Here is a 20475-nt window from a genome sequence, read left to right on the forward strand (position 1 = left end):
AACGATAGCAAGTTGCCTGTTCCGTAAGGGAAAGTCCCGTTTCGGGACATCCAAAACGGCAGATCTCATTCGCCGTCGGTCAGGCCATGTTTCTTGATGCAGTGACGCAGCTGGTCATAGCTGAGTCCGAGAGCCTTGGCGGTCTGGCGCTGGTTCCAGCGATGCTTACCCAATGCGTGCTCGACGATTGCGCGCTCATGTGCATCGACTGCCGTCCGCAGGTCATCGATGGCCTCGAAATCGGTCGACGGGACGCTGGCCCTGGGAACGGGTGAAGCGGCGCCCTGCGCAGCCGCAGGCGCATTGACCGGCTTCCATGGGCTTTCGAACGGATCGAACTGGACATGTCCGATCGGCTGTTCCCAGTCGTCCCAGCGATAGACCGCGCGTTCAACGACATTGCGCAATTCGCGGACGTTACCGGGCCAGTCATGTTTTTCCATCTGGTCCGCGACATGAGCGGCAAAACCCGGCCAGCCTTCCCAACCCAACTCCGCCGCCATCCTGCGTCCGAAGTAATCGGCAAGCACTTCGACATCGCCTTCGCGAACGCGCAATGGTGGCAGGGTAATGACCTCGAAGCTCAGCCGGTCGAGCAGGTCGGCACGAAATTCGCCTCGTGCGGCCTTGGCGGGCAGGTCTTCGTTTGTCGCCGCCACGATGCGGACATCGACCCGTATCGGCCTGCTCGATCCAATGCGCGTGACTTCGCCATATTCGACGGCACGCAACAATCGTTCCTGGGCTCCCATGGAAAGAGTGCCCAGTTCGTCGAGAAACAAAGTGCCCTTGTCGGCTTCCTCGAACCTCCCGGCGCGCTGTCTGGTAGCACCGGTGAAGGCCCCCGCCTCATGCCCGAACAGCTCGGCCTCGATCAGCGTTTCGGGCAGCGCGGCGCAGTTCAATGTGACGAGCGGTTCGTCCCAACGGGTAGACAAGCGATGCAGGCGTTCAGCGATCAGTTCCTTGCCGGTGCCACGCTCTCCGATAACCAGAACCGGGCGGCGCATCGGAGCCGCGCGACTGGCGCGCTCCACCGCGTCGAAGAACTCGGCCGACTGCCCGATAAACTGACCTTCCCGATCCATGCCCAAGAGATAGTGAAAATTACCAAGGGTTGGCAATCGGAACCAATATGCTGTTTGTCGAATAATTTCCGGAGTGGCGGAATTGCGTTGTTTTGAGAGTTTGGCACGCCCTTTGCTGAATATCCCACAACAGCAAATTCGCCCTCCGGTTCATCGGCGGGCATCAGGGAGGACCCCAAGATGTACAACCGCAGCTTCTTCCGCAGCCAGCTCGGACAAGCCGCAATTGCCAGCATCGCCGCGATGATCACTTTCGCGGTTCTGAGCTCGCAGATCGCCGTGACCGCGCCGAACCCGGCGCTGGCCGCCTACGAACAGGTCGAGATCGCATGACCCTGCCTCCCGACCATGATCCCCTTGGGCCGGAGCGCCGCTCCCCCGACAGTCCCCGCGGCTTTGATGCCGATGGCGCTTCGGCCCGCCCCCGCTTGTCGCGGATCGAGGAAGAGGTAGAACGGTTGCGCCGCTCGCCGACTCCGACCCGCGACGGTGGGCGCAGCGCAGGATCGGACTTTTTCTCCAGTGGAGCACCTTTGATGGGCATTTTCAGCCGTACCCGCGATATCATCGCCGCCAACTTCAACGACATGCTCGACAAGGCGGACGACCCCCAGAAGATGATCCGCATGATCATCCTCGAAATGGAGGAGACGCTGGTCGAGGTCCGCGCCAGTGCCGCTCGCACGATCGCCGACCAGAAGGAAATGCACCGCCACACGGTCAAGCTCGACAAGCTCCAGGCCGACTGGTCGGAGAAGGCCCAGCTGGCCCTTTCGAAGGACCGCGAGGACCTGGCCCGCGCCGCCCTGGTCGAGCGCAAGAAGGCTGCCGACATGTCGGAACAGCTGAAGCAGGAAATCGCCGTGCTCGACGATGCACTGCGCGCCTATGAGCAGGACATCCAGAAGCTGCAGAACCGCCTGCGCGAAGCCCGCAGCCGCCAGACGGCGATCGCTGCCCGCCTCGAAAGCGCCGAGAACCGCGTCAAGCTGCGCAGCCTGATGACCAACGAGCGCGTGGACGAGGCGCTAAGCCGCTTCGACCAGCTCGAACGCCGCGTCGACTACGCCGAAGGCCGTGCCGACGCCCTCAAGATTGCCGATGGCAGTGGCCAGCCGAGCCTCGCGGACGAAATCGCCGCGCTCGAAGGCCAGGATGCGATCGACGACGAACTCGAACAGATGAAAAAGGCGCTCGGAATGGGCAGCGCCGACAAGGAGGACTGACCCGTGAGCGATTTTCCGAGCGAAATCATTATCGTCCCGATACTCTTTATCGCGCTGCCGTGGCTCATCATGCACTACGTCACGAAGTGGAAATCTGCAGCGACCATTACCACCGACGACGAAGTGCTGCTCGAGGAACTCTACAACCTCGCCAAGCGCCTTGATGATCGCATGGACACGGTCGAGCGCCTGGTCGCCAGCGACAACCCCGAGTTCCGTCCGGCGCGCCTCGTCCATGACAGCGAAGCCGACAACCAGCAGCTGCGCGAACTCGAGCAGATGATGGCCGAGAAGAAAGGAGCCATGAAGTGAACAGCCCCCGCACCACGCTTTATCGCGACAAGCAGAATGCAAAGCTCATGGGCGTTTGCTCGGGCATCGCGGACTACACCGGGGTCAATGTCTTCTGGATCCGCCTTGGGCTAATCGGCCTGACCTTCATGTCCGGTGGTTCGACAATTCCCTTCTACTTCCTGTCCGGCCTGTTGCTGAGCAAGAAGCCGCCGCACCTCTACGTCGACCATGACGAGAGCAAGTACTGGCAGCGCGTGCGCCAGAACCCGAAGCGCACCGCCCGGGAAATACGCGGCAAGATGAAGGACGTCGATCGCCGCCTGGCCGAAGTCGAAACCTTCTACGTCAGCAGCAACCCGCGACTGACCGCCGAAATCGAACGCCTGCGCTGAGCGACATCGCACAGCGCCTGGGGAGGACTGAGAAATGGGTGAACTGATACCGATCGTGGCACTGATGATCCCGATCGTCGCGATCTGGGCCAAGCACCAGCAGAAAATCGCCGAGATGAACGTCAACAGCACGGCCGAAGCCACTGCCGAAAAGGCGGCGCAGTATTCGAGCCGTGTCAGCGAACTCGAAGACCGCGTCCGTGTCCTTGAACGCATCGTGACCGACCGCGGCTATGACATCGCCACGCAGATCGAGGCCCTGCGCGACCAGCGCCGGGTGGACGAACAGGACGCTGGCGTGCCGCTGTCCATGTCGCGCCGGGAAAACGTGTGATGGACTTCGGCGGACCCTTTTTCGTCCTTTCCATCATCGCGATCAGCACCTTCGGCTGGCTTGCGAACAATTGGATCCGAGCGCGTCACGGCTATTCGCTGGAAGACGAGTGGGGCGGCAAGACCGAGCGCAAGGACAGCGACGAGGCCAAGCAACTTCGCGCGGAGAACGGCGAATTGCGTGCCCTGCTGGGCAAGGTCGACAAGCGCATGCAGGTGCTCGAACGCATCGTCACAGACAAGGGCTACTCGGTTGCGGCCGAGATCGAGGCTCTGCGCGACGAGCGCAGCAATGCCGACAGTGACGCGGGCGTACCGCTGGATGTCGCGCGCAAGGAGAAGGTGTGATGGATCTCGCCACCCTCGAAATCCTTGCCCCGATGTTCGTCGGAGGAAGCCTGATTATGTCGGTAGCCTGGGTGGCGAACACCTGGATCCGGGTGAAGAACGGCTACCCCCTGGAGAACAGCTGGGGGAAAGCGATCTATCCCAAGACCACCGAGTCCGAGGAACGGGTCCGCCTGCTGACACAGGAGAATGCCCAGCTGCGGGCGGAACTCGGATCGCTCAAGGACCGGCTCGGCAATGTCGAACGCATTGTCACCGACAGCGGCTACCAGCTGACCCACGAAATCGATCGCCTGCGCGAACGTGAGGGAGTGAACTGATGGACCCCGACCTGCAGCTCATTTTCAGCTTCATCATCGTCATTACGGCCATGTCTTTCGGACTCGGTTACGTGATCATGAAGCGCGAACATGCGCACAAGGAGCGCAAGCTCGAACTTGAAGTGCGCAAGGAAGAGGCCAAGGCAGCCCAGTCGCTGCAGGCCAATGCAGACTATCGCAAGTTCGAGGAGCGTCTGCGCGTGCTCGAACGCATCGCGACCGACGGCAATCACATGCTCGCCTCGCAGATCGAGGAACTGCGCTCGCTCGACGCAATCGAGGACCGCAACGGCGGACGGGAGAAGGCACTGTGAGCTTCTGGACGGCAGTGGTCATCATGGTGGCGATCATCTCGTTCACCGAGATGGTGAAGTCGCGCCATCGCTCGCGCGCCGGGATCACCCGCGACCACCTGGGAAGCGAGACGATCGGCAGCAACTACGAGGCCCAGCGCGAGATCGAGGACCTGCGCGAACGCATCAAGGTGCTCGAACGGATCGCGACGGAAGGCAACACGCTCGACGCGCGCGAAACACAAAGGATTTCGGCCGAGATCGAGGCCCTGCGCGACAAGCAGGCGGATTGAGGCTCGAAGAGGTTCAAGGAGGACATGAGGATATGTTCGAACCAGTTTTCATCATCGCCGCAGCTTCGCTGATCGGCCTGGTCGTGGTGGCGGGCGCCCTGCTCCGCGCATGGGCAGGCTGGCTGGAACTCAAGCGCAGCGAACTCGATCGTGATGGCACTCCCGCCCGCGAGGAAGGCTCGCCCATGGGCGCCGCGCGTATCGAGATCGCGGACCTGAAGGAGCGCATCCGCAAGCTCGAAGCGATTGCCAGCGGGGTCGACCTGTGAGCGCCGCGAGGACCGATGCTGCGCGGGCGGGCATCGGGCTCGGCAGCGCGATCGCAGTGGCCATCAGCTGGAGCCTGCATCAGTCGATCATCTGGGCCATCATCCAGGGCTTCTTCGGCTGGTTCTACGTTATATATTACGCCTTCACCCGCCCCGGCGGCCTGTCGGGCTGACGCTTGCCCGATTTACCTTGCTCCGCGCGGGCGCTAGAGGCGGCGCCCATGCGCAGCCTTTCCGACATTGTTGAAGAATACGACTTTCTCGACGGCGATGAACGCTATCGCCTGTTGATCGAACTCGGCCGCGAGCTCGAAGCGATGCCCGACGCGCTCAAGACCGATGCCACGCTGGTGCGCGGATGCAGCGCGGCGGTCTGGGTCTATCCGACCGGCGATGCCGGGAAACTTCATTTCCTTGCCGACAGCAATGCCGCGATCACCAAGGGCATCGTCGCGCTGGTCATTGCCGCGGTCCAGGATCGCCCCGCAGCCGAAGTGGCCGATCTGGACATCACCGGCGCGCTCGAACCATTCGACCTCAAGAACCAGCTGTCGAGCAACCGGACGCAAGGTGTCCCGAACATGATTGCGCTGGTCAAGGAACACGCCGCACGGATTGCGGCCGGCTAGGATGAAGCGCCCGATCTATAGCGCATTGGGCATCATCAGCGTCGGGCTTGGCGCGATCGGCGCTTTCCTGCCCATCATGCCGACCGTCCCGTTCCTGCTCCTGGCGGTCTACTTCTTCGCTCGCAGTAATCCCGAGTGGGAACAGAAAATCCTCGATCACCCCCACTGGGGGCCACAGGTCCTTGACTGGCGCGAACGCCGCGCGATCAGCCGCAGGGCCAAGACCATGGCCATCGGGGCGATGACAACCGGCGTAGTCTTCACCTGGTACACGCTGGGCGCTCCCTGGTATTATATCTCACTGGCGGTGCTCGTGATCTGCGGCAGCTGGATCGCCACGCGCAACGAGTAGGCCCAGGTAAGGATCAGGGGTGCGGCGCCTCGGTGTAGTGCCGCCGCAACCAGTCCTCGCCATAGTCATTGCGTGGATCGCGCACGATCGCATGTACATGGTTGGAAGGCGAACCGTCCGGCTGGCCCTCGCGAGTGTACTCGATCAGAATCGAGGGGCTGGCGATGCGGTACATGAACCGTTTGCCTCGGTCGTCGGGCGATCCCCACCAAGCGAGGCGGATGTTGGCAGGACCATCGGCACGAACCGCCGCCAGCTGGGCCTTGGCAGCATCGTTATTGGCGAAACCCACGAAGTCCGCGATCAGCTCCATCAGGCGCTCGCGTTGGTCTGGCGTCATGTGATCTGCCGACAGTCCCAGCGCAGCCCGAGGCGCATCCTTGGCACCCTTGCCGGTGAAGATGTCGGCGGTCACTTCCGGACCGACCAGAGCGGTTGCACGCTGGACTGCGTCCAGCGAGGCAAACAGCGCGAACCCGTCGACCATTTCGTGATCAAGCACACGCCAACCTGCGTAGGGTCCGCTCTGAACGATCTGCGGGTTGGAACCGAGGAAGAGCGGCGTGAATGCGATGCGACCGTCGACCACGGTGAAGCTGGCAGCAAAATGGTGTCCATTGATCATCCACCCCCAACGCGCCGACGCCGGTTCGCCGAAAAACCTTAGCCAGTAATTGCCGGAACCGCGCGATTGCATGACCGCTTCCGCCTGGGCGCGCCGGTCCTCGGGCACTTCACCCTTGGCGAGCCGCTCGCTCTCTATCCCCCGGAGCAAATCGTCGATCCACATGATCGTGGTCGCCTCGGCGTAGCCCTGCCCGCTCATGGCAGCCGCCATCAGGTTGTGGAAGGCGATCCTCTGGCGGTCGTCGAGTGCGGACAGCGGCAGGCCGGTGCGCGGATACATTGAGGAGGGAAGATTGCTCCAGTCGGTGCGCGCGGCCTCGTCGTCTAGCGTGGTCACGAGCAGCTTGCGCTGGTCATCGTCGAGAGTGGCGAGAAAGGCGGTGGCCGCATCACCCATGGCATGATGCGCGGTGTGTTGTACCACCTTGTCGTCGGTCAGGCCGGGATGCGCGAGCGCGCATGTGGCGGCGAATCCCGCCACGCCCAACGTCAATACAAGTCTGCATGATGAGGTCATTGACGTCCCTCCCCAAGGGAAACGCGACCTTCGCGAGAGCTAGATCATCCCGCTTTCACGCACAACGGCAATCCCCGCCTCGCGCTGGCGCTTGAGTTCAGCCTTCAGCTTGGCCGGGTCACGGGCGAAGACGAAGCCGAAGCTCACCCCGCCTTCCTTGCCGATGGTCGCATGGTGCAGCTTGTGCGCCTGGACCAGCCGCTTGGCGTAGCCCTTCTTCGGGACCCAGCGGAAATAGCGCTGGTGGACCAGCCCGTCGTGAACGAGCGTGTAGATGATGCCGTAGAACAGGATGCCCAGACCGATCCACGTGCCTGGCCACCATGCGTCAGCACCCATGATCATCGGGCTGCCGACGGCGAACATGGAGATGCTCATCGCTGCACCGACGATCGCATAGAGGTCGTTCTTCTCGAGCAGCTTGTCGTGCGGCTCGTGATGGTCGCGGTGCCAGCCCCAGCCGAAGCCGTGCATGATGTACTTGTGCGAGCCCCACGCGACCCATTCCATCGCGAAGACGGTGGCAATGACGATGATGGCGGGCAGAACGGCGTCCATGACGCAACCGGGTATAGGCTATTCGCGGCCCGGGAAAAAGAACCGAGCCACTTCCTCGCTGATCCGTGCCGGACGCAGGGTCTCGGCATCTATGCAGCACCAGCGCGACTTGACCTCGGCCAGCACCTCGCCACCGCGCTCGATCACGGTCGAATAAAACGCGCTCGCACCCTGGATCTTTTCGAGCACCGTGTTGGCGATCACGTCGTCATCCAGGAAGGCCGGACGGCGATAGGTGATCTCGTGCTTGATCGCGACCCAGGCGCGCTCGGCGACAGCCTGTGGCGGGGCGAGCTTGCGCCAATGTGCCAGCACCGCGTCCTGCACCCAGTTCAGGTAGCGCGCGTTGTTCACGTGCCCCATGAAATCGATGTCGGAGGGAATCACTTTGATCGGAAAGGCGAAAGGCTTTGCTGACATTCATGTCAATAAAGCAGAGAAAGGTTAAGTTTGGAAGACTCTGGATTTGCCTTTTTGCGCGAGCGCAAATCGTGGCCCAACCTGCCCGCATGGCCAGCAAACCGCGCACGCTTTACGAGAAGATCTGGGATTCGCACGTGGTCGAGAGGCGCGACGATGGCACCTGCCTTGTCTACATCGACCGGCATCTCGTCCACGAAGTCACCAGCCCGCAGGCATTCGACGCCCTGCGCGCCGCGGGCCGCAAGGTGCGCCGCCCCGACCTGACGCTGGCGGTGCCCGACCACAACCTTCCGACCACGCCGCGCCTCGCGACCGACGGCTCGCGCCTGCCGATCGCCGATCCGCAGAGCGCTGAACAGCTCGCCGCGCTCGAACGCAACGCCCCCGCATTTGGCATCGAGTATATCGATGCGACCGCGCCCGAACAGGGAATCGTCCACGTCGTCGGCCCGGAACAGGGCTTCTCCCTTCCCGGCGCGACCATCGTCTGCGGCGACAGCCACACCGCCGCGCATGGCGGCATCGGCGCGCTCGCCTTCGGTATCGGCACCAGCGAGGTCGAGCACGTTCTCGCCACGCAAACGCTGCAATTGCGCCAGTCGAAAAGCATGGAGGTGCGCGTCGAGGGCGATCTCGGCCCCGGCGTCACGCCCAAGGATCTGATCCTCCACATCATCGGCGTCATCGGCACCGCGGGCGGTACCGGTCACGTCATCGAATACCGCGGCAAGGTATTCGAGGAGATGAGCGTCGAGGGCCGCTTGACCGTGTGCAACATGAGCATCGAAGGCGGTGCGCGCGCCGGCCTGATCGCGCCGGATGAGACCGTTTTCGCCTACCTCCGCGGCCGCCCCTATGCGCCGAAGGGCGAGGCCTGGGACCGCGCGGTTACGTGGTGGAAGACGCTGCACACAGACGACGGAGCGCAATTCGACAAGTCCGTCGTCATCGATGCAAGCACGGTGGAGCCGACGGTCAGCTGGGGCACCAGCCCCGAGGATGTCGTCGCCGTCGGCGGCAGTGTCCCCGCACCCGAGAGTTTTGCCAGCCCTTCGAAGCAGGACGCTGCACGCAAGAGCCTCGACTACATGGGTCTCGAACCGGGCACTCCGATCGAGGATATCGAGGTCCAGAACATCTTTATCGGCAGTTGCACCAACAGCCGGATCGAGGACCTGCGCTCTGCTGCCGAAGTGCTGCGCGGTCGGCGCAAGGCACCCAATGTGCGCTGGGCGATTGCCGTGCCCGGATCGGGCCTCGTCAAGCGACAGGCGGAGGAAGAGGGGCTCGACCGCATCTTCACCGAGGCCGGTTTCGAATGGCGCGAACCGGGATGTTCGGCCTGCCTTGCGATGAACCCCGACAAGGTTCCGCCGGGCGAACGCTGTGCATCGACCAGCAACCGCAACTTCGTCGGGCGGCAGGGCCCAGGCGCGCGGACCCATCTTGTCAGCCCGGCGATGGCCGCTGCGGCTGCTGTCACCGGGCGGCTCACCGATGTGCGCAAGCTCGCCCCTTGCAATGCGAAGAGCACGCCAGCATGAGGGTCGCATGACCAAGAAACTCACCGGCAAGGCCGCCATCGCGGGCGCCATCGGTTCCGCCGCTGTCGCCGCCGCTCTGCTCTACGCGAACAAACGCAAGGAAAAGAAGAAGGGACCGACCCAGCCCGGGCCGATACCTTCGGGGGAAAATCCCGAAACCGACTGAGGTTTCATGCCGCAGGGGAGAGACGCATGAGAAAATCGAGCGTGATCGCAGCCGGCTTGCTGGCCTGCACCGCCCTGCCCGCCTCGGCCAAGGATGTACCCGACATCGAAATGTGGCGGCTCGACTGCGGGAAGATCGAGCTGAGCGACGCGGGCCCCTTCTCCGACACGCATCTCTACGATGGCGAGAAGCGGACGCTGACGGACAGTTGCTACGTCATCCGCAATGGCAATCGCTACCTGCTCTGGGACACAGGCTTTCCCGCCGCCCTCAAGGGCAACAGCATGACCAATTGGGTCTTCACGGTAAGCCTGTCGGCGACCATTCCCGAGCAATTGGCGCGCGTCGGCATCAAGTCCAGCGACATCACATTCGTCGGTGTCAGCCATTATCATGACGACCATATCGGACAGGTGCAGGACTTCCCCGCTGCCGAATTGCTGATCGGCGCTGCCGATGCCGAGGCGATCACTTCGGGCAAGATGGATGCGACACGCGCACAGTTCGCCCCATTCCTCGGCGAAGGAGCGACAGGCAAGGTCCGGCGGATCGTGGCCGATCATGACGTCTTCGGCGACGGATCGGTGACCATCGTCGCGATGCCCGGCCACACTCCGGGCCACAAGTCGCTGGTGGTGAAGCTGCCCCGGTCGGGGCCGGTCATGCTGACCGGCGACCTCTACCATTTCGAAGAGCAGATCACGAACCGCGGAGTACCGCAGTTCAATACCGACCGCGCCGATACGCTCGCATCGTTCGAGCGCTTCAACCAGATGGCCGACAATCTTAATGCCACGATCGTCATCCAGCACGATCCGCGGCACCTCGTCCGCCTGCCAGAATTCCCGGAGTCAGCGAAGTAATGAAACCCGTCTCGACCGTCGAAGGCCGCGCCATCCCGCTCGGCCTCAAGAACATCGACACCGACGTGATCATCCCCGCGCACTGGCTCAAGACGGTCAGCCGTGAGGGGCTCGGCAGGGGTGCGTTCGAGAGCATCCGTCAGACACCCGGCAATCCCTTCGACGTGGAGGATTTCGCCGGCGCGCCGATCCTCATCGCGGGCGACAATTTCGGCTGCGGATCGAGCCGCGAACACGCCGCATGGGCCATGCTCGACCTTGGGATCACCGCAGTGATCGCGCCGAGCTTTTCGGACATCTTTTCGGGCAACGCCTTCAAGAACGGCATCCTCACGGTTGCCCTTCCGCAGGAACAGGTCGACCGCCTGCTTGAAGTTGCACAGGATCAACCGATCAGCATCGATCTTGAGAACCAGGTCGTCACCACGCCCTTCCAGGACCGGTTCACCTTCGAGATCGACCCGTTCCGCAAGCGGTGCCTAATCGAAGGCCTCGACGAGATCGGCCTGACGCTTGCCAGCGAGGGCGCAATCACGACACACGAAGAGACGCGCGGCCAGGCCCTGCCCTGGCTCGACAACCCCCAGAAGAGTGAGAGAGAAGCAGCATGAAGGCAGTCCTGTCGAAGGAAACCGGTGGCCCAGAAACCCTCGTCGTCGAGGACATTGCCGAACCCACCCCCGGCAAGGGCGAGGTGCTGGTCAAGGTCGCCGCCTGCGCGATCAACTTCCCCGACACGCTGATCATCCGCGACATGTACCAGTTCAAGCCGCCGCGTCCCTTCGCGCCGGGCGGCGAGATCTCGGGCACGATCGAGGCGCTGGGCGAAGGCGTGACCGGCTGGCAGGTCGGCGACAAGGTCATGTGCGGCGTCGGCAATGGCGGCCTGCAGGAGAAGGTTGCGGTCGCCGCGGCACGCCTGTTCAAGGTACCTGAAGGCGTCGACCTGGTGAAAGCCAGCGCGCTGCTGATGACCTACGGCACCAACATCCACGGTCTCAAGGATCGCGGCGACATCAAGGAAGGCGACACCGTCCTCGTGCTCGGCGCAGCGGGCGGCGTTGGTCTCTCGGCGGTCGAACTCGCCAAGGCCTGGGGCTGCCGCGTGGTTGCCGCCGTCTCGACCGAGGAAAAGGGCGAAGTCGCGAAGCAGCACGGCGCGGACGCAGTCGTGATCTACCCGCGCGCGCCGTTCGACAAGGATACGTCGAAAGATCTCGCCAACGCCTTCAAGGAGGCTGTCGGCCCCAATGGCGCTGACATCGTCTACGACATCGTCGGCGGCGACTATTCCGAACCCGCCCTGCGCGCAATCGCATGGGAAGGTCGCTTCCTGGTGGTCGGCTTCCCAGCCGGCATCGCGAAGATGCCGCTCAACCTCACCCTCCTCAAGAGTTGCGACATTCGCGGCGTCTTCTGGGGCGCGTTCACGGCCCGCGAGCCGGAGCGCAACCAGAAGAACATCGAGGAACTGTTCGACCTGTGGAAGGCCGGCAAGATCGACCCGCTCGTCAGCGAAACCTATCCGATCGAGCGCGCGCACGAAGCCATCGCCAAGCTCGAGAACCGCGGGGCGATCGGGAAACTCGTGGTGGTGATGGAATAACGCCCTTGCGGCGGTGAACGAACAAGCGCCCTTGCGGGCTTGGGGGGCCGCGCCTATTCCGGCCCCCGACATTCCCATCCCGAGAGGACAATCATGACCGATTTCAAGGATCGCGAGCGCGGCGAGGAAGCCAAGTTCGCCTTCGACGAGGAAAACGCCTTCAAGATCGCCGCACGCCGCAATCGCCTGGTCGGCGAATGGGCCGCAAGTCTGATGGGTCTCACCGAAGAAGAGACCGACGCCTACAAGAAGGCTGTCGTCCAGGCCGATTTCGAGGAAGCCGGTGACGAGGACGTCATCCGCAAGCTCCTCGGCGACCTGACCGCTGCCGACTGCGATGTCAGCGAGGAAGACATTCGCTCCAAACTGGAAGAGTGCGCCGTCGAGGCCCGCCGCCAGTTTATGACGGACCAGCGCTGAACCCATGCCGATGGCCGCAGCCGATATCGTCGCGCTGATCGAAACTGCGCTTCCCGGCGCGGTGGTCGAGATGCGCGACCTTGCGGGCGACAACGACCATTGGGCAGCCAAGGTCACCGCGCCGCAATTCGCGGGCAAGAGCCGCGTCCAGCAGCACAAGCTGGTTTATGACGCGCTGGGCGGACGCATGGGCGGCGAACTGCACGCCTTGCAACTGACCACCCAAGCCCCCACCTGATCTCTCGCAACGCAATTTCTTGACGAAGGACGGACCTCTTATGTCCGATACTAACCAGCGCATCGCCGATATCGTCGGCAGCAACGACGTGGTCCTGTTCATGAAGGGCACCCCGCTGTTCCCGCAGTGCGGCTTTTCCAGTCGGGCCGTGGCTATTCTCGACCATTGCGGCGTCGCCTATGACAGCGTCGACGTCCTGCAGGACATGGAAATCCGCCAAGGCATCAAGAGCTTTTCCGACTGGCCGACCATTCCCCAGCTCTACATCAAGGGCGAATTCGTCGGCGGCAGCGACATCATGATGGAAATGTTCGAAGCCGGCGAACTCCAGCAGATGATGGCTGACAAGCAGGTTGCAAAGGCCGAAGGCTGACGCCGCGCCAAAACTGAAACGGGAAAGGCCCGCCTGGTGGGACAACCAGGCGGGCCTTTTTGTACTCAAAGGGGCGCTGCCAAAACCAGGGACAGGCGCGCCCCGAGGAAGACTTCTTAGGGACACCGGCTAATATGCAGGCGCCGTGCCAAACTCTGCGAAGCACGGGCTAGCGGGCGATGCAGTGGTTAACGCCCGCTTCACGCCAAAGCTTCATGTAAAAAATCCCGACATGCCTCCGGTTTGCCTTGGCAAGCCGCCGCCCTCGGGTAACAAGTGAAGAATGAGCGACACCGTCAACACCTCGCCTGATGGCATTCCAGCCGCCACTGTCGTCATCTTTCGCAAGGGCGAGGTCGATGGGCCGCCGGAAATCCTCATGACCATCCGCTCGCGCAACATGGTCTTCGCCGGCGGCATGGCGGTCTTCCCCGGCGGCCGTGTCGATCCGGCCGATTTCGAGCTCGGCGCCATGATCGGCGGACCGCTCGACCCCGACGAGGCCGCGCACCAGGTTGCGGTGGTGCGCGAGACGCTTGAGGAAACCGGGCTGGCCATCGGGCTCAAGGGCGACATCGATGCCGCCAAGGCACGCGCCGCGCGCGAGTTCCTGCAACAGACCGGCCAGCTTGCTCCCGTCCTCGACCATTTCGGCTGGGAACTCGATCTCGACCAGCTCACGCCTTTCGCCCGCTGGTTTCCCAAGAACGAACGCATTCCCCGCGTCTACGATACACGCTTTTACCTTGCCGATCTCGGCACCGGGGCGGTCGAGATCGAAGCCGATTTGTCGGAGAACACACATCTCTTCTGGACGACCGCGCAGGGTGCACTCGACGCCGCCGAGCGGGAGGAGATCAAGGTCATCTTCCCGACCCGCCGCAACCTCGAGCGACTGGCGCTCTTCGGGAGCTTCGAGGAAGCCAGGGCCCAGGCCGAGGCGATCCCTGTGCGTACCATCACGCCCTTCATCGGAGAGACCGACGGGAAGTCGTGGCTGCATATCGGCGAGGAGCATGGCTATCCCGTCACCGGCGAACCGCTGGAGTCGGTAGCGCGGGGCTGACTTACCGCGCGCTTGGGGGGAATTGGCGCGCCCGGCAGGACTCGAACCTGCAACTCCAAGCTTAGAAGGCTCGTGCTCTATCCAGTTGAACTACGGGCGCGCGCTGCGGCTGCCATAACGCCGCTTTCGCGCGGGGCCAATCGGCTCTAATCACCTTTGCCATGGAAAACAGCCCCACGCCCCGCCCCGCCTCGGAAGCTCCGCGGTTCCGCTATTACGACCTCGTCATGGCGGCATTCGTCACGATCCTGCTGCTGTCGAACCTCATCGGGGCATCCAAGCCAAGCTACGTCAACCTGCCGGGCATCGGTGAATGGTCGTTCGGCGCGGGCGTATTGTTCTTCCCGGTGAGCTACATCATCGGCGACGTGCTGACCGAGGTTTACGGCTATGCCCGCGCGCGGCGGGTGATCTGGGCCGGTTTCGCGGCACTCGCCTTCATGGCCTTCATGGCGTGGGTGGTGGTCAAGCTGCCGCCGGCAGCGGGGTGGCCGGGGCAGGAGTCTTACGAGTTCGTGTTCGGCAACAGCTGGCGCATCGTGCTTGCCTCGATGACCGCCTTCTGGGTCGGCGAGTTCGCCAACAGCTTCGTGCTCGCCAAGATGAAGGTGTGGAGCCAGGGGCGCCACCTGTGGATGCGCACTATCGGTTCGACGATCGTGGGCCAGGGTCTCGACAGCCTGATCTTCTATCCGCTCGCCTTCTATGGGCTGGCCGGCTGGCCAATCGAGCAGCTGTGGCAGGTCGTCCTGTCGCAATGGGTCATCAAGACCGCATGGGAAGCGCTGCTGACGCCGGTTACCTATGCCGTAGTGGGCGGACTGAAGAAGGCCGAAGGCGTGGAGGTGTTCGATACCGACACCGACTTCTCGCCCTTCGCCAGCACCGACACGCGCGACTGAGTTTCTCACGTATCGAGGACATAGAAAAAGGGGCGACCCGCAGGCCGCCCCTCCTCCCCCTTTGTCCGGGTCAGATCAGAACTTCGCACCCACCGCGATGCCGTAGCGACGCGGGTCGAGAGTGAAGACGTTGGTGAACAGGCCCGACGATGCGTCAGTGACGTAGAGACCGGTTACCGAGTCATCGTTGAAGATGTTCTGGACGAAGCCGCGGACGAACCAGCGGTCATCCGAACCGTTTAGCTGGATCGAGGCGTTCGCCTGGAAGAACGGTTCGATGCGGTTGACGCGGCCGTTGAAGACGTTGCCATACTGCTCGCCGGTGAAGGCGACGTCCACGCGCGGTACCAGGGTCATGCCATTATCGAAGTGGGCCGTGTACTGGACGCCGGCCGAAGCCTTCATCTCCGGAGCCTGCGGCAGCTTGTTGCCCTTCAGGTTGACTTCGACACCCGGGCTCAGCACCTGGATACCGCCGAAGGCCGCACCAATTGCTGCAGCCTGTGCGGTCAGCACGTTGCAGATGCTGAAGGCCCCTGCAGACGCGATGTTGCCGTCCGCAGCGAACTCTTCGACACCCTGGAGGCCAAGTGCCGGGTTAACGGCATTGACGAAGGCATCCGGACCACCCGGAGCACCACCGGTGACTGCGCAGAGTGCGCCGTTGGTGATGTCCTTGATGATCACTGCATTTGCATCGCCGCCACCCGGATCACGCGGGTTGGAGAAGTACTGATCCCCTGCAACCTCGGCGTTGAGGTAGCTGAAGTTCATGTTCACCAGCCAGTCCGGCGAAGGCGCCATGATGCTTTCGAGCTCGATACCCCAGACCTTGGCATCGATCTGGTCGTTGACCGAGGTACGGGCGATAATGCGGCTTAGCTGGAGACCGGTGTAGTCGTAGTAGAAAGCGGTAGCGTTGAGCTGGAAAGCGCCGTTGGCAAAGGTATTCTTGATACCGATTTCGTAGGCATTGATGTTTTCCGGACCGAAGCTTTCGCTAACGGCGAACACCGGCGACAGCGGCGGGTTGATACCGCCCGACTTGTAGCCACGCGAGTACGACGCATAGATGAGGCTGTCCGGCGAGATCTTCCAGTCGATCACGAAGCGACCGGTGATTTCGTCGAAGCCGACCTTGCGCGACTGCAGGAGCTGGTTACCCGCGAGACCCGGGTCGGCGTCGAAGCTCCCGACATACGGCGAATCGAACGGATCGCCATTGTTGCTGTACGGATTGAGGAAGGAGGCAAGCGTAGTGCGTGCATCCAGACTCTTCTTGTCGTTGTTGTAACGCAGACCAGCAGTGATCTTGATGCTGTCCGACAGATCGAAGTAGGCCTCGCCGAAGATGCCGTAGCTCTTCAGCTCGAAGTTCTTGGTATTGTTGCGATAGTACGACGTCGCGAGGTAGCTCGGCGGAAGACCGCGGCCCAGCGAAGTGAACGAACCAAGGACACTGGTGATATAGTCGATCGCGAAAGCATTGACGTAATAGTCGGTGTCATAGGCCTTGGCATTGGCGTAGATGCCGCCGAGGAGGAAGTTGAACGGTCCGTCGAAATCCGACGAAATGATCGCTTCCACCGACCACGACTTGCCATTGGACGACGAGCGGTCAAACTGCGTTCCGCTTGGCGTACAAATCCTGGCCCCTTCGAAAGCACCCAAACCATCGTCACGCGTATCCGATACGCACAGATTGGAGCCGTCGAACAAAGCGTCCACGATTGGCTGGAAGTAAGACGCCACCGTCGCACCGACAGCCAGGGGGTTGGCAAAGGTGTTCAGCGTGGCGAAGGCAGTCGCTGCCTGCGGGATTACGCCGACGCCGTTGTTGTAGTCCTGCCGCGAGTTAACGGAGGTTTCCTGGTAAACACCGGTAAGGCCGAGGTTGATGGAGCCGAGGCCCTGTTCGAGATGCGCCTGAACCTGCAATTCATCAGCGAAATATTCCGGCGTGAACTGCGTATTGACCTGGCGATAGCTGGCCGGTTCGACGAAATTCGCATAAGCATCCGGGCCATACAGGCTGTTGAGGCCGAAGCTGCCCGGAATGCCGTTGATTGCCAGAAATTCCGACGATCCCAAAGTACCGGTAAAGGTCGAGTTCGAGTTGGTCTTGTCGAAGTCGCGCCGGTTGTTGAGACAGCCGAGAATGCCGGTTTCGTCGCGTTGGCATAGCTGCTTCTGGATGCGCATGCGATTGTCGTCTTCACGGAAATAATATCCCATGAGATCGAAAGTCGTGTCCGGACCCGGTTCGAAACGCAGCGAGCCGCGCACAGCATACATCTCGCGACCGTCGATATCTTCGTTGTTGAACAGGTTGGTCGTGTAGCCGTCACGCTTCAGGTAGAAGCCGGCGACCCGGGCAGCGATGGTATCGCCGACAGGAACGTTGACCATCCCCTTGGCCTTGATGCCATTGTAGTTGCCGTATTCGAACTCGCCGGAAGCGCCGAATTCGCCGAGTTCAGGCTTGTGGGTGACGACGTTGACAACGCCCGAGGTTGCGTTGCGGCCGAACAGGGTGCCCTGGGGACCACGCAGAACTTCGACGCGTTCAAGGTCGAAATACTCGGTTTCGAACAGGCGCGTGCCGAACAGAGGGGAGCCATTTGCGTGGATAGCGGTGGCGCTATCGCAAGAGGTACCGACGCAAAGGTCGCCGATGCCGCGGATAGTGAAGGAGGAGCTGGTGAAGTTGCTCTTCGTGAACGAGACGTTCGGCAGGGTCAGCTGAAGGTCGCTGGCGTTTTCGATCTGCTGCGCTTCGAGAGCGGCAGAGTCGAACGCGCTAACGGCGATCGGAACTTCCTGCAGGCTCTGGTTCTGACGCTGAGCGGTAACGATGATGACGTTTTGATTGACGGTGGGCGTATCTTCATCGCCACCGGTATCCTGAGCATAAGCAGGGAACGACATTGCGCTCGCGCAAATCCCCGCAAGCAAGGCAGCCCTCACTCTCATAAACCCTCTCCTCTCCACTGGCCGTCTGTGCAGCCTAGGGGACGAAAGCTATCATACATTCGTATGCACGCAAGTGTGTGCGCAGGATAATTGCGCGAAACCCCTATAGTTTTTTGCGAGTGTTATCCAAAGTCCCCACTTGGAAACCTGCCTGACGTTACGGCATGGCCGCACGCAGTCCCGGAAACGGGGACGATGGTTCAGACCAGGGAACTGCTCAACGCGATCTGGGAAATGCCGCGTTTGCCGTTTCCGTCGCGCCCCAACTGCACAAGAACGTCGATGACGCTTGCCGCATAAGCGATTGTATCGCTGCGGGTGAGACCGATTCCGGTCTGCATGACCATGAGCGAAAGCTGCTCGAGCGCGCCGCGCAGGCTGTTGGCGTGGATGGTCGAGAAACTGCCCGGGTGGCCGGTATTGATGGCGCGCAGGAAGCTGACGCTTTCCGCGCCGCGCAGCTCGCCCAGCACGATACGATCGGGCCGCAGGCGCAGGGCCGCCTGCAACAGTTCGTTGGCCGTGACCTTGGCCTCGCCCAGCTCGCCCTTCACCGCGACCAGACCGACGCCGTTTTCGCCCGGCAGCTTCAATTCTGGCGTATCCTCGACCAGCACGACGCGCTCGTGCCGCGGGATCTCTCCCAGCATGGCGTTGAGGAAGGTGGTCTTGCCGGTGCTGGTACCGCCGGAAACGAGGATGGTGCGGCGCTGGCGGATCGCCTCGCGCAGGAAAGCGACAGGCTGGGCCTGCGGATCGGGCATGTCGCCCTGCTGCAGCGGCGCCAGCGGGCCGGTGTCATAGGCGTCGAGCGGCAGGTCGAGGCGGCGATGGCGACGGATCGCCATGGCCCAGTGCTTGCGCGCGGCAGGCGGTCCGCAGAACTGGACGCGCGCGCCGTCGGGCAGCGTGGCGCCGAGCAGCGGGTGTTCGCGGTTGATACCCTGGTGGCTGACCCGCGCGACCTGTTCGGCGAGGCGCTGGACCAGCCGGTCGTCGATCTCGGGCCGCAGGACTTTTTGCATTCCCGGATGTGCCGCATCCTCGACCCATACCTCACCCGGCCGGTTGACCAGGATTTCGGTGACCGTGTCGCGCTCCAGCCATTCGCGGAAAGGCGCGAGATAGGCGTCGAGATAAACGCTACGCTCCCCATGGAGGTCGACCGGCGGCGCGTCGTCGTCCGGATGCTCGTCCGGGAGGAAGGGATGGATATCTGCGCTCACGCGGTGTCGCGCCTCAGCTGACCGAGGAGAAGTCGAGATCGCGCGCGGTGAAGATGCGGATCGGCTCACCCTGGCGGACGCGCACGGTCGGGCTGCGTTGCCCGTCTTGCTGTGCCGCGGTCGAGGCCGCCGACTGGCTGGCACCGCCGACAAGGACGCCGCCCGCCCCGCCGCTGATGACGGAACCGAGGCCGCCGACGACCGACAGCAACATGGCCGAACCGAAGCGCTTGAAGAAGCCGGCGCCCGAAACCTTGCCTTCGAGGCCGGTCGTGCCGTCGAACCCGATAGCGGGCGAGGCAAGGTTCACCGACGCGCCATCCGGGCGGATCAGGCGGGTCCAGATGACATAGGCGCGGCGCTGGCCGTTCTGCATGCCCGACTGGTACTGGCCGATCAGGCGGCTCGAACGCGGGACAAGCACCTTCGTACCGTCGAAACTGCGCACGTCCTGGCTCACTACCGCGCGGACGAAGCCCGGTACGTTGGTGTCGATCGCGGTTTCGAGGATCGCGGGAATCAGCGTGCCCTGGGTGACCGTGGTCGAGGGATTGACCATGGCGCGGGCCTGCGCGGGCGCGCCGCCCACTCCGCCGACGCGGCTGGCAAAGTCGCTGGCCGAATTGCCGGTGGCGGCCACTGCCTCACCGCCCGCAGCGGGCTGGGCCAGGGCAACGGTCGCAGGACCATTGGTGGAATCGAAGACGACCGTCGGGCTCGCATAGCGATTGGCCATCGGCTGCGGCTGCGCGGCATAGACAGCCTGCGGAGCCGGGTCCGGGAGGACTGCGGGCGGCGCCTGCGGAACCGGAACCTGGCCGACCTGGGTGATCGCCTCTGCGGGGACCATGGGGACGGTTTCGACCGGCTGCTGGACCTGCTGACCGCCGACACCCTGCGGCGGGGCGACACGGGCGGCATTCATGCTCCACAGCGTCACCGCGCCAAGGCCGGCCACGATCGCGATGCCCGCGACGAGGCCCATGGCATCCGACTTGCCGCCCGGACGCGCGACCGCCGGGAAGGCGTTGCGCTGGGCAAGGTCGATCACCTCGGCATCGGCCTCGTCACGCGGGTCGATATCGTTGGCGACTTGGGTCTGGCCCGACTTCTTTTCGAGCAGGCGCATGGCGAGA

30 protein-coding genes and 1 tRNA gene are annotated in these 20475 nt (G+C 63.0%); 23 read left to right on the plus strand and 8 right to left on the minus strand.

The annotated features are described in order from the left end of the window. Nucleotides 1–65 precede the first annotated feature (65 nt). The gene (gene pspF, locus RAM60_RS09170) at nucleotides 66–1088 is read right to left on the minus strand and encodes a phage shock protein operon transcriptional activator (RefSeq protein WP_369027023.1); all 1023 of its coding nucleotides are present in this window, start codon (nucleotides 1086–1088) and stop codon (nucleotides 66–68) included. 180 nt (nucleotides 1089–1268) lie between these two features. Here pspF and RAM60_RS09175 point away from each other — a divergent pair, with 180 nt between their 5' ends. From RAM60_RS09175 to RAM60_RS09235, 13 genes are read left to right on the plus strand one after another with little or no spacing between them, the layout of a single operon-like run. Continuing rightward, complete coding sequence (locus RAM60_RS09175) at nucleotides 1269–1421, plus strand: hypothetical protein (protein WP_200981086.1); 153 nt, start codon at nucleotides 1269–1271, stop codon at nucleotides 1419–1421. 2 nt (nucleotides 1422–1423) lie between these two features. Further along, nucleotides 1424–2314, plus strand: coding sequence for a phage shock protein PspA (pspA, locus tag RAM60_RS09180; protein ID WP_425504521.1), 891 nt, complete (start codon nucleotides 1424–1426; stop codon nucleotides 2312–2314). Nucleotides 2315–2317: 3 nt separating this feature from the next. Continuing rightward, nucleotides 2318–2626: an envelope stress response membrane protein PspB gene (gene pspB, locus RAM60_RS09185; RefSeq protein WP_281388102.1), complete on the plus strand. Its 309-nt coding sequence runs from the start codon at nucleotides 2318–2320 to the stop codon at nucleotides 2624–2626. Then, the gene (gene pspC, locus RAM60_RS09190; protein WP_200981087.1) at nucleotides 2623–3000 is read left to right on the plus strand and encodes an envelope stress response membrane protein PspC; all 378 of its coding nucleotides are present in this window, start codon (nucleotides 2623–2625) and stop codon (nucleotides 2998–3000) included. The genes pspB and pspC overlap by 4 nt, the downstream gene beginning before the upstream one ends. Nucleotides 3001–3034: 34 nt before the next feature. Then, the gene (locus tag RAM60_RS09195) at nucleotides 3035–3334 is read left to right on the plus strand and encodes a hypothetical protein (RefSeq protein ID WP_200981088.1); all 300 of its coding nucleotides are present in this window, start codon (nucleotides 3035–3037) and stop codon (nucleotides 3332–3334) included. Beyond that, nucleotides 3334–3681: a hypothetical protein gene (locus RAM60_RS09200; protein ID WP_369027021.1), complete on the plus strand. Its 348-nt coding sequence runs from the start codon at nucleotides 3334–3336 to the stop codon at nucleotides 3679–3681. Before RAM60_RS09195 ends, RAM60_RS09200 begins: the two co-directional genes overlap by 1 nt. Before the next feature lie 32 nt (nucleotides 3682–3713). Then, nucleotides 3714–4001: a hypothetical protein gene (locus tag RAM60_RS09205; RefSeq protein WP_369027353.1), complete on the plus strand. Its 288-nt coding sequence runs from the start codon at nucleotides 3714–3716 to the stop codon at nucleotides 3999–4001. Beyond that, nucleotides 4001–4315: a hypothetical protein gene (locus RAM60_RS09210; protein WP_200981091.1), complete on the plus strand. Its 315-nt coding sequence runs from the start codon at nucleotides 4001–4003 to the stop codon at nucleotides 4313–4315. The genes RAM60_RS09205 and RAM60_RS09210 overlap by 1 nt, the downstream gene beginning before the upstream one ends. Continuing rightward, nucleotides 4312–4587: a hypothetical protein gene (locus RAM60_RS09215; protein ID WP_200981092.1), complete on the plus strand. Its 276-nt coding sequence runs from the start codon at nucleotides 4312–4314 to the stop codon at nucleotides 4585–4587. The genes RAM60_RS09210 and RAM60_RS09215 overlap by 4 nt, the downstream gene beginning before the upstream one ends. 32 nt (nucleotides 4588–4619) lie before the next feature. Then, nucleotides 4620–4856, plus strand: a complete 237-nt coding sequence (locus RAM60_RS09220) for a hypothetical protein (RefSeq protein WP_200981093.1) — start codon at nucleotides 4620–4622, stop codon at nucleotides 4854–4856. Continuing rightward, on the plus strand, nucleotides 4853–5029 hold the full coding sequence (locus tag RAM60_RS09225; protein WP_200981094.1) for a hypothetical protein: 177 nt from the start codon (nucleotides 4853–4855) through the stop codon (nucleotides 5027–5029). Before RAM60_RS09220 ends, RAM60_RS09225 begins: the two co-directional genes overlap by 4 nt. Nucleotides 5030–5077: 48 nt before the next feature. Continuing rightward, entirely contained in the window at nucleotides 5078–5485 is a 408-nt protein-coding gene (locus RAM60_RS09230) for a SufE family protein (protein WP_369027019.1), read from the plus strand. Between the two features lies 1 nt (nucleotide 5486). Beyond that, nucleotides 5487–5837: a YbaN family protein gene (locus RAM60_RS09235; protein WP_200981096.1), complete on the plus strand. Its 351-nt coding sequence runs from the start codon at nucleotides 5487–5489 to the stop codon at nucleotides 5835–5837. 13 nt (nucleotides 5838–5850) lie between these two features. Here the strand turns inward: RAM60_RS09235 and RAM60_RS09240 are convergent, their stop codons facing one another. The 3 genes from RAM60_RS09240 to RAM60_RS09250 all read right to left on the minus strand — a co-directional run bounded on the left by RAM60_RS09240 (nucleotide 5851) and on the right by RAM60_RS09250 (nucleotide 7959). Continuing rightward, complete coding sequence (locus RAM60_RS09240; RefSeq protein WP_369027018.1) at nucleotides 5851–6945, minus strand: DUF3500 domain-containing protein; 1095 nt, start codon at nucleotides 6943–6945, stop codon at nucleotides 5851–5853. Between the two features lie 75 nt (nucleotides 6946–7020). Beyond that, entirely contained in the window at nucleotides 7021–7539 is a 519-nt protein-coding gene (locus RAM60_RS09245) for a sterol desaturase family protein (RefSeq protein ID WP_369027017.1), read from the minus strand. Nucleotides 7540–7557: 18 nt separating this feature from the next. Beyond that, a complete protein-coding gene (locus tag RAM60_RS09250; RefSeq protein WP_369027016.1) occupies nucleotides 7558–7959 on the minus strand; it encodes an acyl-CoA thioesterase in 402 nt (133 codons plus the stop codon). Nucleotides 7960–8048: 89 nt separating this feature from the next. On the opposite strand from RAM60_RS09250, the gene leuC reads away from it, so the two are divergent. The 9 genes from leuC to RAM60_RS09295 all read left to right on the plus strand — a co-directional run bounded on the left by leuC (nucleotide 8049) and on the right by RAM60_RS09295 (nucleotide 14238). Further along, the gene (gene leuC / locus RAM60_RS09255; RefSeq protein ID WP_369027015.1) at nucleotides 8049–9506 is read left to right on the plus strand and encodes a 3-isopropylmalate dehydratase large subunit; all 1458 of its coding nucleotides are present in this window, start codon (nucleotides 8049–8051) and stop codon (nucleotides 9504–9506) included. A 7-nt stretch (nucleotides 9507–9513) separates the two neighbouring features. Continuing rightward, a complete protein-coding gene (locus RAM60_RS09260) occupies nucleotides 9514–9672 on the plus strand; it encodes an isopropylmalate isomerase (protein WP_200981101.1) in 159 nt (52 codons plus the stop codon). 26 nt (nucleotides 9673–9698) lie between these two features. After that, nucleotides 9699–10535, plus strand: coding sequence for an N-acyl homoserine lactonase family protein (locus RAM60_RS09265; RefSeq protein ID WP_369027014.1), 837 nt, complete (start codon nucleotides 9699–9701; stop codon nucleotides 10533–10535). Next, nucleotides 10535–11146, plus strand: coding sequence for a 3-isopropylmalate dehydratase small subunit (gene leuD, locus RAM60_RS09270; RefSeq protein ID WP_369027013.1), 612 nt, complete (start codon nucleotides 10535–10537; stop codon nucleotides 11144–11146). The genes RAM60_RS09265 and leuD overlap by 1 nt, the downstream gene beginning before the upstream one ends. Then, nucleotides 11143–12141 carry an NADPH:quinone oxidoreductase family protein gene (locus RAM60_RS09275; RefSeq protein WP_369027012.1) on the plus strand — a complete coding sequence of 333 codons (999 nt, stop codon included), beginning with the start codon at nucleotides 11143–11145 and terminating at the stop codon, nucleotides 12139–12141. The genes leuD and RAM60_RS09275 overlap by 4 nt, the downstream gene beginning before the upstream one ends. Nucleotides 12142–12234: 93 nt before the next feature. After that, nucleotides 12235–12561 carry a DUF1476 domain-containing protein gene (locus RAM60_RS09280; protein WP_200981105.1) on the plus strand — a complete coding sequence of 109 codons (327 nt, stop codon included), beginning with the start codon at nucleotides 12235–12237 and terminating at the stop codon, nucleotides 12559–12561. A gap of 4 nt (nucleotides 12562–12565) precedes the next feature. Beyond that, nucleotides 12566–12799 carry a BolA/IbaG family iron-sulfur metabolism protein gene (locus tag RAM60_RS09285; protein WP_200981106.1) on the plus strand — a complete coding sequence of 78 codons (234 nt, stop codon included), beginning with the start codon at nucleotides 12566–12568 and terminating at the stop codon, nucleotides 12797–12799. 40 nt (nucleotides 12800–12839) lie between these two features. Further along, nucleotides 12840–13172, plus strand: a complete 333-nt coding sequence (gene grxD, locus RAM60_RS09290) for a Grx4 family monothiol glutaredoxin (protein WP_200981107.1) — start codon at nucleotides 12840–12842, stop codon at nucleotides 13170–13172. Between the two features lie 283 nt (nucleotides 13173–13455). After that, nucleotides 13456–14238, plus strand: coding sequence for an NUDIX hydrolase (locus tag RAM60_RS09295; RefSeq protein WP_369027011.1), 783 nt, complete (start codon nucleotides 13456–13458; stop codon nucleotides 14236–14238). A gap of 23 nt (nucleotides 14239–14261) precedes the next feature. Here the strand turns inward: RAM60_RS09295 and RAM60_RS09300 are convergent. Next, nucleotides 14262–14338 (minus strand) — tRNA-Arg (locus tag RAM60_RS09300). 61 nt (nucleotides 14339–14399) lie between these two features. Between RAM60_RS09300 and RAM60_RS09305 the strand changes: the two genes are divergently transcribed. Beyond that, nucleotides 14400–15140 (plus strand): queuosine precursor transporter, encoded by a 741-nt coding sequence (locus RAM60_RS09305; RefSeq protein WP_200981109.1) that lies wholly within the window; start codon nucleotides 14400–14402, stop codon nucleotides 15138–15140. A gap of 75 nt (nucleotides 15141–15215) precedes the next feature. Here the strand turns inward: RAM60_RS09305 and RAM60_RS09310 are convergent, their stop codons facing one another. The 3 genes from RAM60_RS09310 to RAM60_RS09320 all read right to left on the minus strand — a co-directional run bounded on the left by RAM60_RS09310 (nucleotide 15216) and on the right by RAM60_RS09320 (nucleotide 20468). Beyond that, nucleotides 15216–18068, minus strand: coding sequence for a TonB-dependent receptor (locus tag RAM60_RS09310; RefSeq protein WP_369027010.1), 2853 nt, complete (start codon nucleotides 18066–18068; stop codon nucleotides 15216–15218). Nucleotides 18069–18313: 245 nt separating this feature from the next. Further along, the gene (virB11, locus tag RAM60_RS09315) at nucleotides 18314–19339 is read right to left on the minus strand and encodes a P-type DNA transfer ATPase VirB11 (RefSeq protein WP_200981111.1); all 1026 of its coding nucleotides are present in this window, start codon (nucleotides 19337–19339) and stop codon (nucleotides 18314–18316) included. A gap of 13 nt (nucleotides 19340–19352) precedes the next feature. After that, nucleotides 19353–20468 carry a TrbI/VirB10 family protein gene (locus RAM60_RS09320; RefSeq protein WP_510640405.1) on the minus strand — a complete coding sequence of 372 codons (1116 nt, stop codon included), beginning with the start codon at nucleotides 20466–20468 and terminating at the stop codon, nucleotides 19353–19355. Nucleotides 20469–20475: the final 7 nt, after the last annotated feature.

Origin of the sequence: Qipengyuania sp. RANM35, assembly GCF_041021145.2 — a bacterium.
Taxonomy (GTDB): domain Bacteria; phylum Pseudomonadota; class Alphaproteobacteria; order Sphingomonadales; family Sphingomonadaceae; genus Qipengyuania; species Qipengyuania soli.

Bases quoted from the DNA above. Each gene is read 5' to 3' on its own strand.
- pspF (WP_369027023.1), bottom strand. From the start codon at position 1,088: ATGGATCGGGAAGGTCAGTTTATCGGGCAGTCGGCCGAGTTCTTCGAC.
- RAM60_RS09175 (WP_200981086.1), top strand. From the start codon at position 1,269: ATGTACAACCGCAGCTTCTTCCGCAGCCAGCTCGGACAAGCCGCAATT.
- RAM60_RS09195 (WP_200981088.1), top strand. From the start codon at position 3,035: ATGGGTGAACTGATACCGATCGTGGCACTGATGATCCCGATCGTCGCG.
- RAM60_RS09200 (WP_369027021.1), top strand. From the start codon at position 3,334: ATGGACTTCGGCGGACCCTTTTTCGTCCTTTCCATCATCGCGATCAGC.
- RAM60_RS09205 (WP_369027353.1), top strand. From the start codon at position 3,714: ATGTTCGTCGGAGGAAGCCTGATTATGTCGGTAGCCTGGGTGGCGAAC.
- RAM60_RS09210 (WP_200981091.1), top strand. From the start codon at position 4,001: ATGGACCCCGACCTGCAGCTCATTTTCAGCTTCATCATCGTCATTACG.
- RAM60_RS09220 (WP_200981093.1), top strand. From the start codon at position 4,620: ATGTTCGAACCAGTTTTCATCATCGCCGCAGCTTCGCTGATCGGCCTG.
- RAM60_RS09230 (WP_369027019.1), top strand. From the start codon at position 5,078: ATGCGCAGCCTTTCCGACATTGTTGAAGAATACGACTTTCTCGACGGC.
- RAM60_RS09235 (WP_200981096.1), top strand. From the start codon at position 5,487: ATGAAGCGCCCGATCTATAGCGCATTGGGCATCATCAGCGTCGGGCTT.
- RAM60_RS09245 (WP_369027017.1), bottom strand. From the start codon at position 7,539: ATGGACGCCGTTCTGCCCGCCATCATCGTCATTGCCACCGTCTTCGCG.
- RAM60_RS09250 (WP_369027016.1), bottom strand. From the start codon at position 7,959: ATGTCAGCAAAGCCTTTCGCCTTTCCGATCAAAGTGATTCCCTCCGAC.
- leuC (WP_369027015.1), top strand. From the start codon at position 8,049: ATGGCCAGCAAACCGCGCACGCTTTACGAGAAGATCTGGGATTCGCAC.
- RAM60_RS09260 (WP_200981101.1), top strand. From the start codon at position 9,514: ATGACCAAGAAACTCACCGGCAAGGCCGCCATCGCGGGCGCCATCGGT.
- RAM60_RS09265 (WP_369027014.1), top strand. From the start codon at position 9,699: ATGAGAAAATCGAGCGTGATCGCAGCCGGCTTGCTGGCCTGCACCGCC.
- leuD (WP_369027013.1), top strand. From the start codon at position 10,535: ATGAAACCCGTCTCGACCGTCGAAGGCCGCGCCATCCCGCTCGGCCTC.
- RAM60_RS09275 (WP_369027012.1), top strand. From the start codon at position 11,143: ATGAAGGCAGTCCTGTCGAAGGAAACCGGTGGCCCAGAAACCCTCGTC.
- RAM60_RS09280 (WP_200981105.1), top strand. From the start codon at position 12,235: ATGACCGATTTCAAGGATCGCGAGCGCGGCGAGGAAGCCAAGTTCGCC.
- RAM60_RS09285 (WP_200981106.1), top strand. From the start codon at position 12,566: ATGCCGATGGCCGCAGCCGATATCGTCGCGCTGATCGAAACTGCGCTT.
- grxD (WP_200981107.1), top strand. From the start codon at position 12,840: ATGTCCGATACTAACCAGCGCATCGCCGATATCGTCGGCAGCAACGAC.
- RAM60_RS09295 (WP_369027011.1), top strand. From the start codon at position 13,456: ATGAGCGACACCGTCAACACCTCGCCTGATGGCATTCCAGCCGCCACT.
- RAM60_RS09305 (WP_200981109.1), top strand. From the start codon at position 14,400: ATGGAAAACAGCCCCACGCCCCGCCCCGCCTCGGAAGCTCCGCGGTTC.
- RAM60_RS09310 (WP_369027010.1), bottom strand. From the start codon at position 18,068: ATGTCGTTCCCTGCTTATGCTCAGGATACCGGTGGCGATGAAGATACG.
- RAM60_RS09320 (WP_510640405.1), bottom strand. From the start codon at position 20,468: ATGCGCCTGCTCGAAAAGAAGTCGGGCCAGACCCAAGTCGCCAACGAT.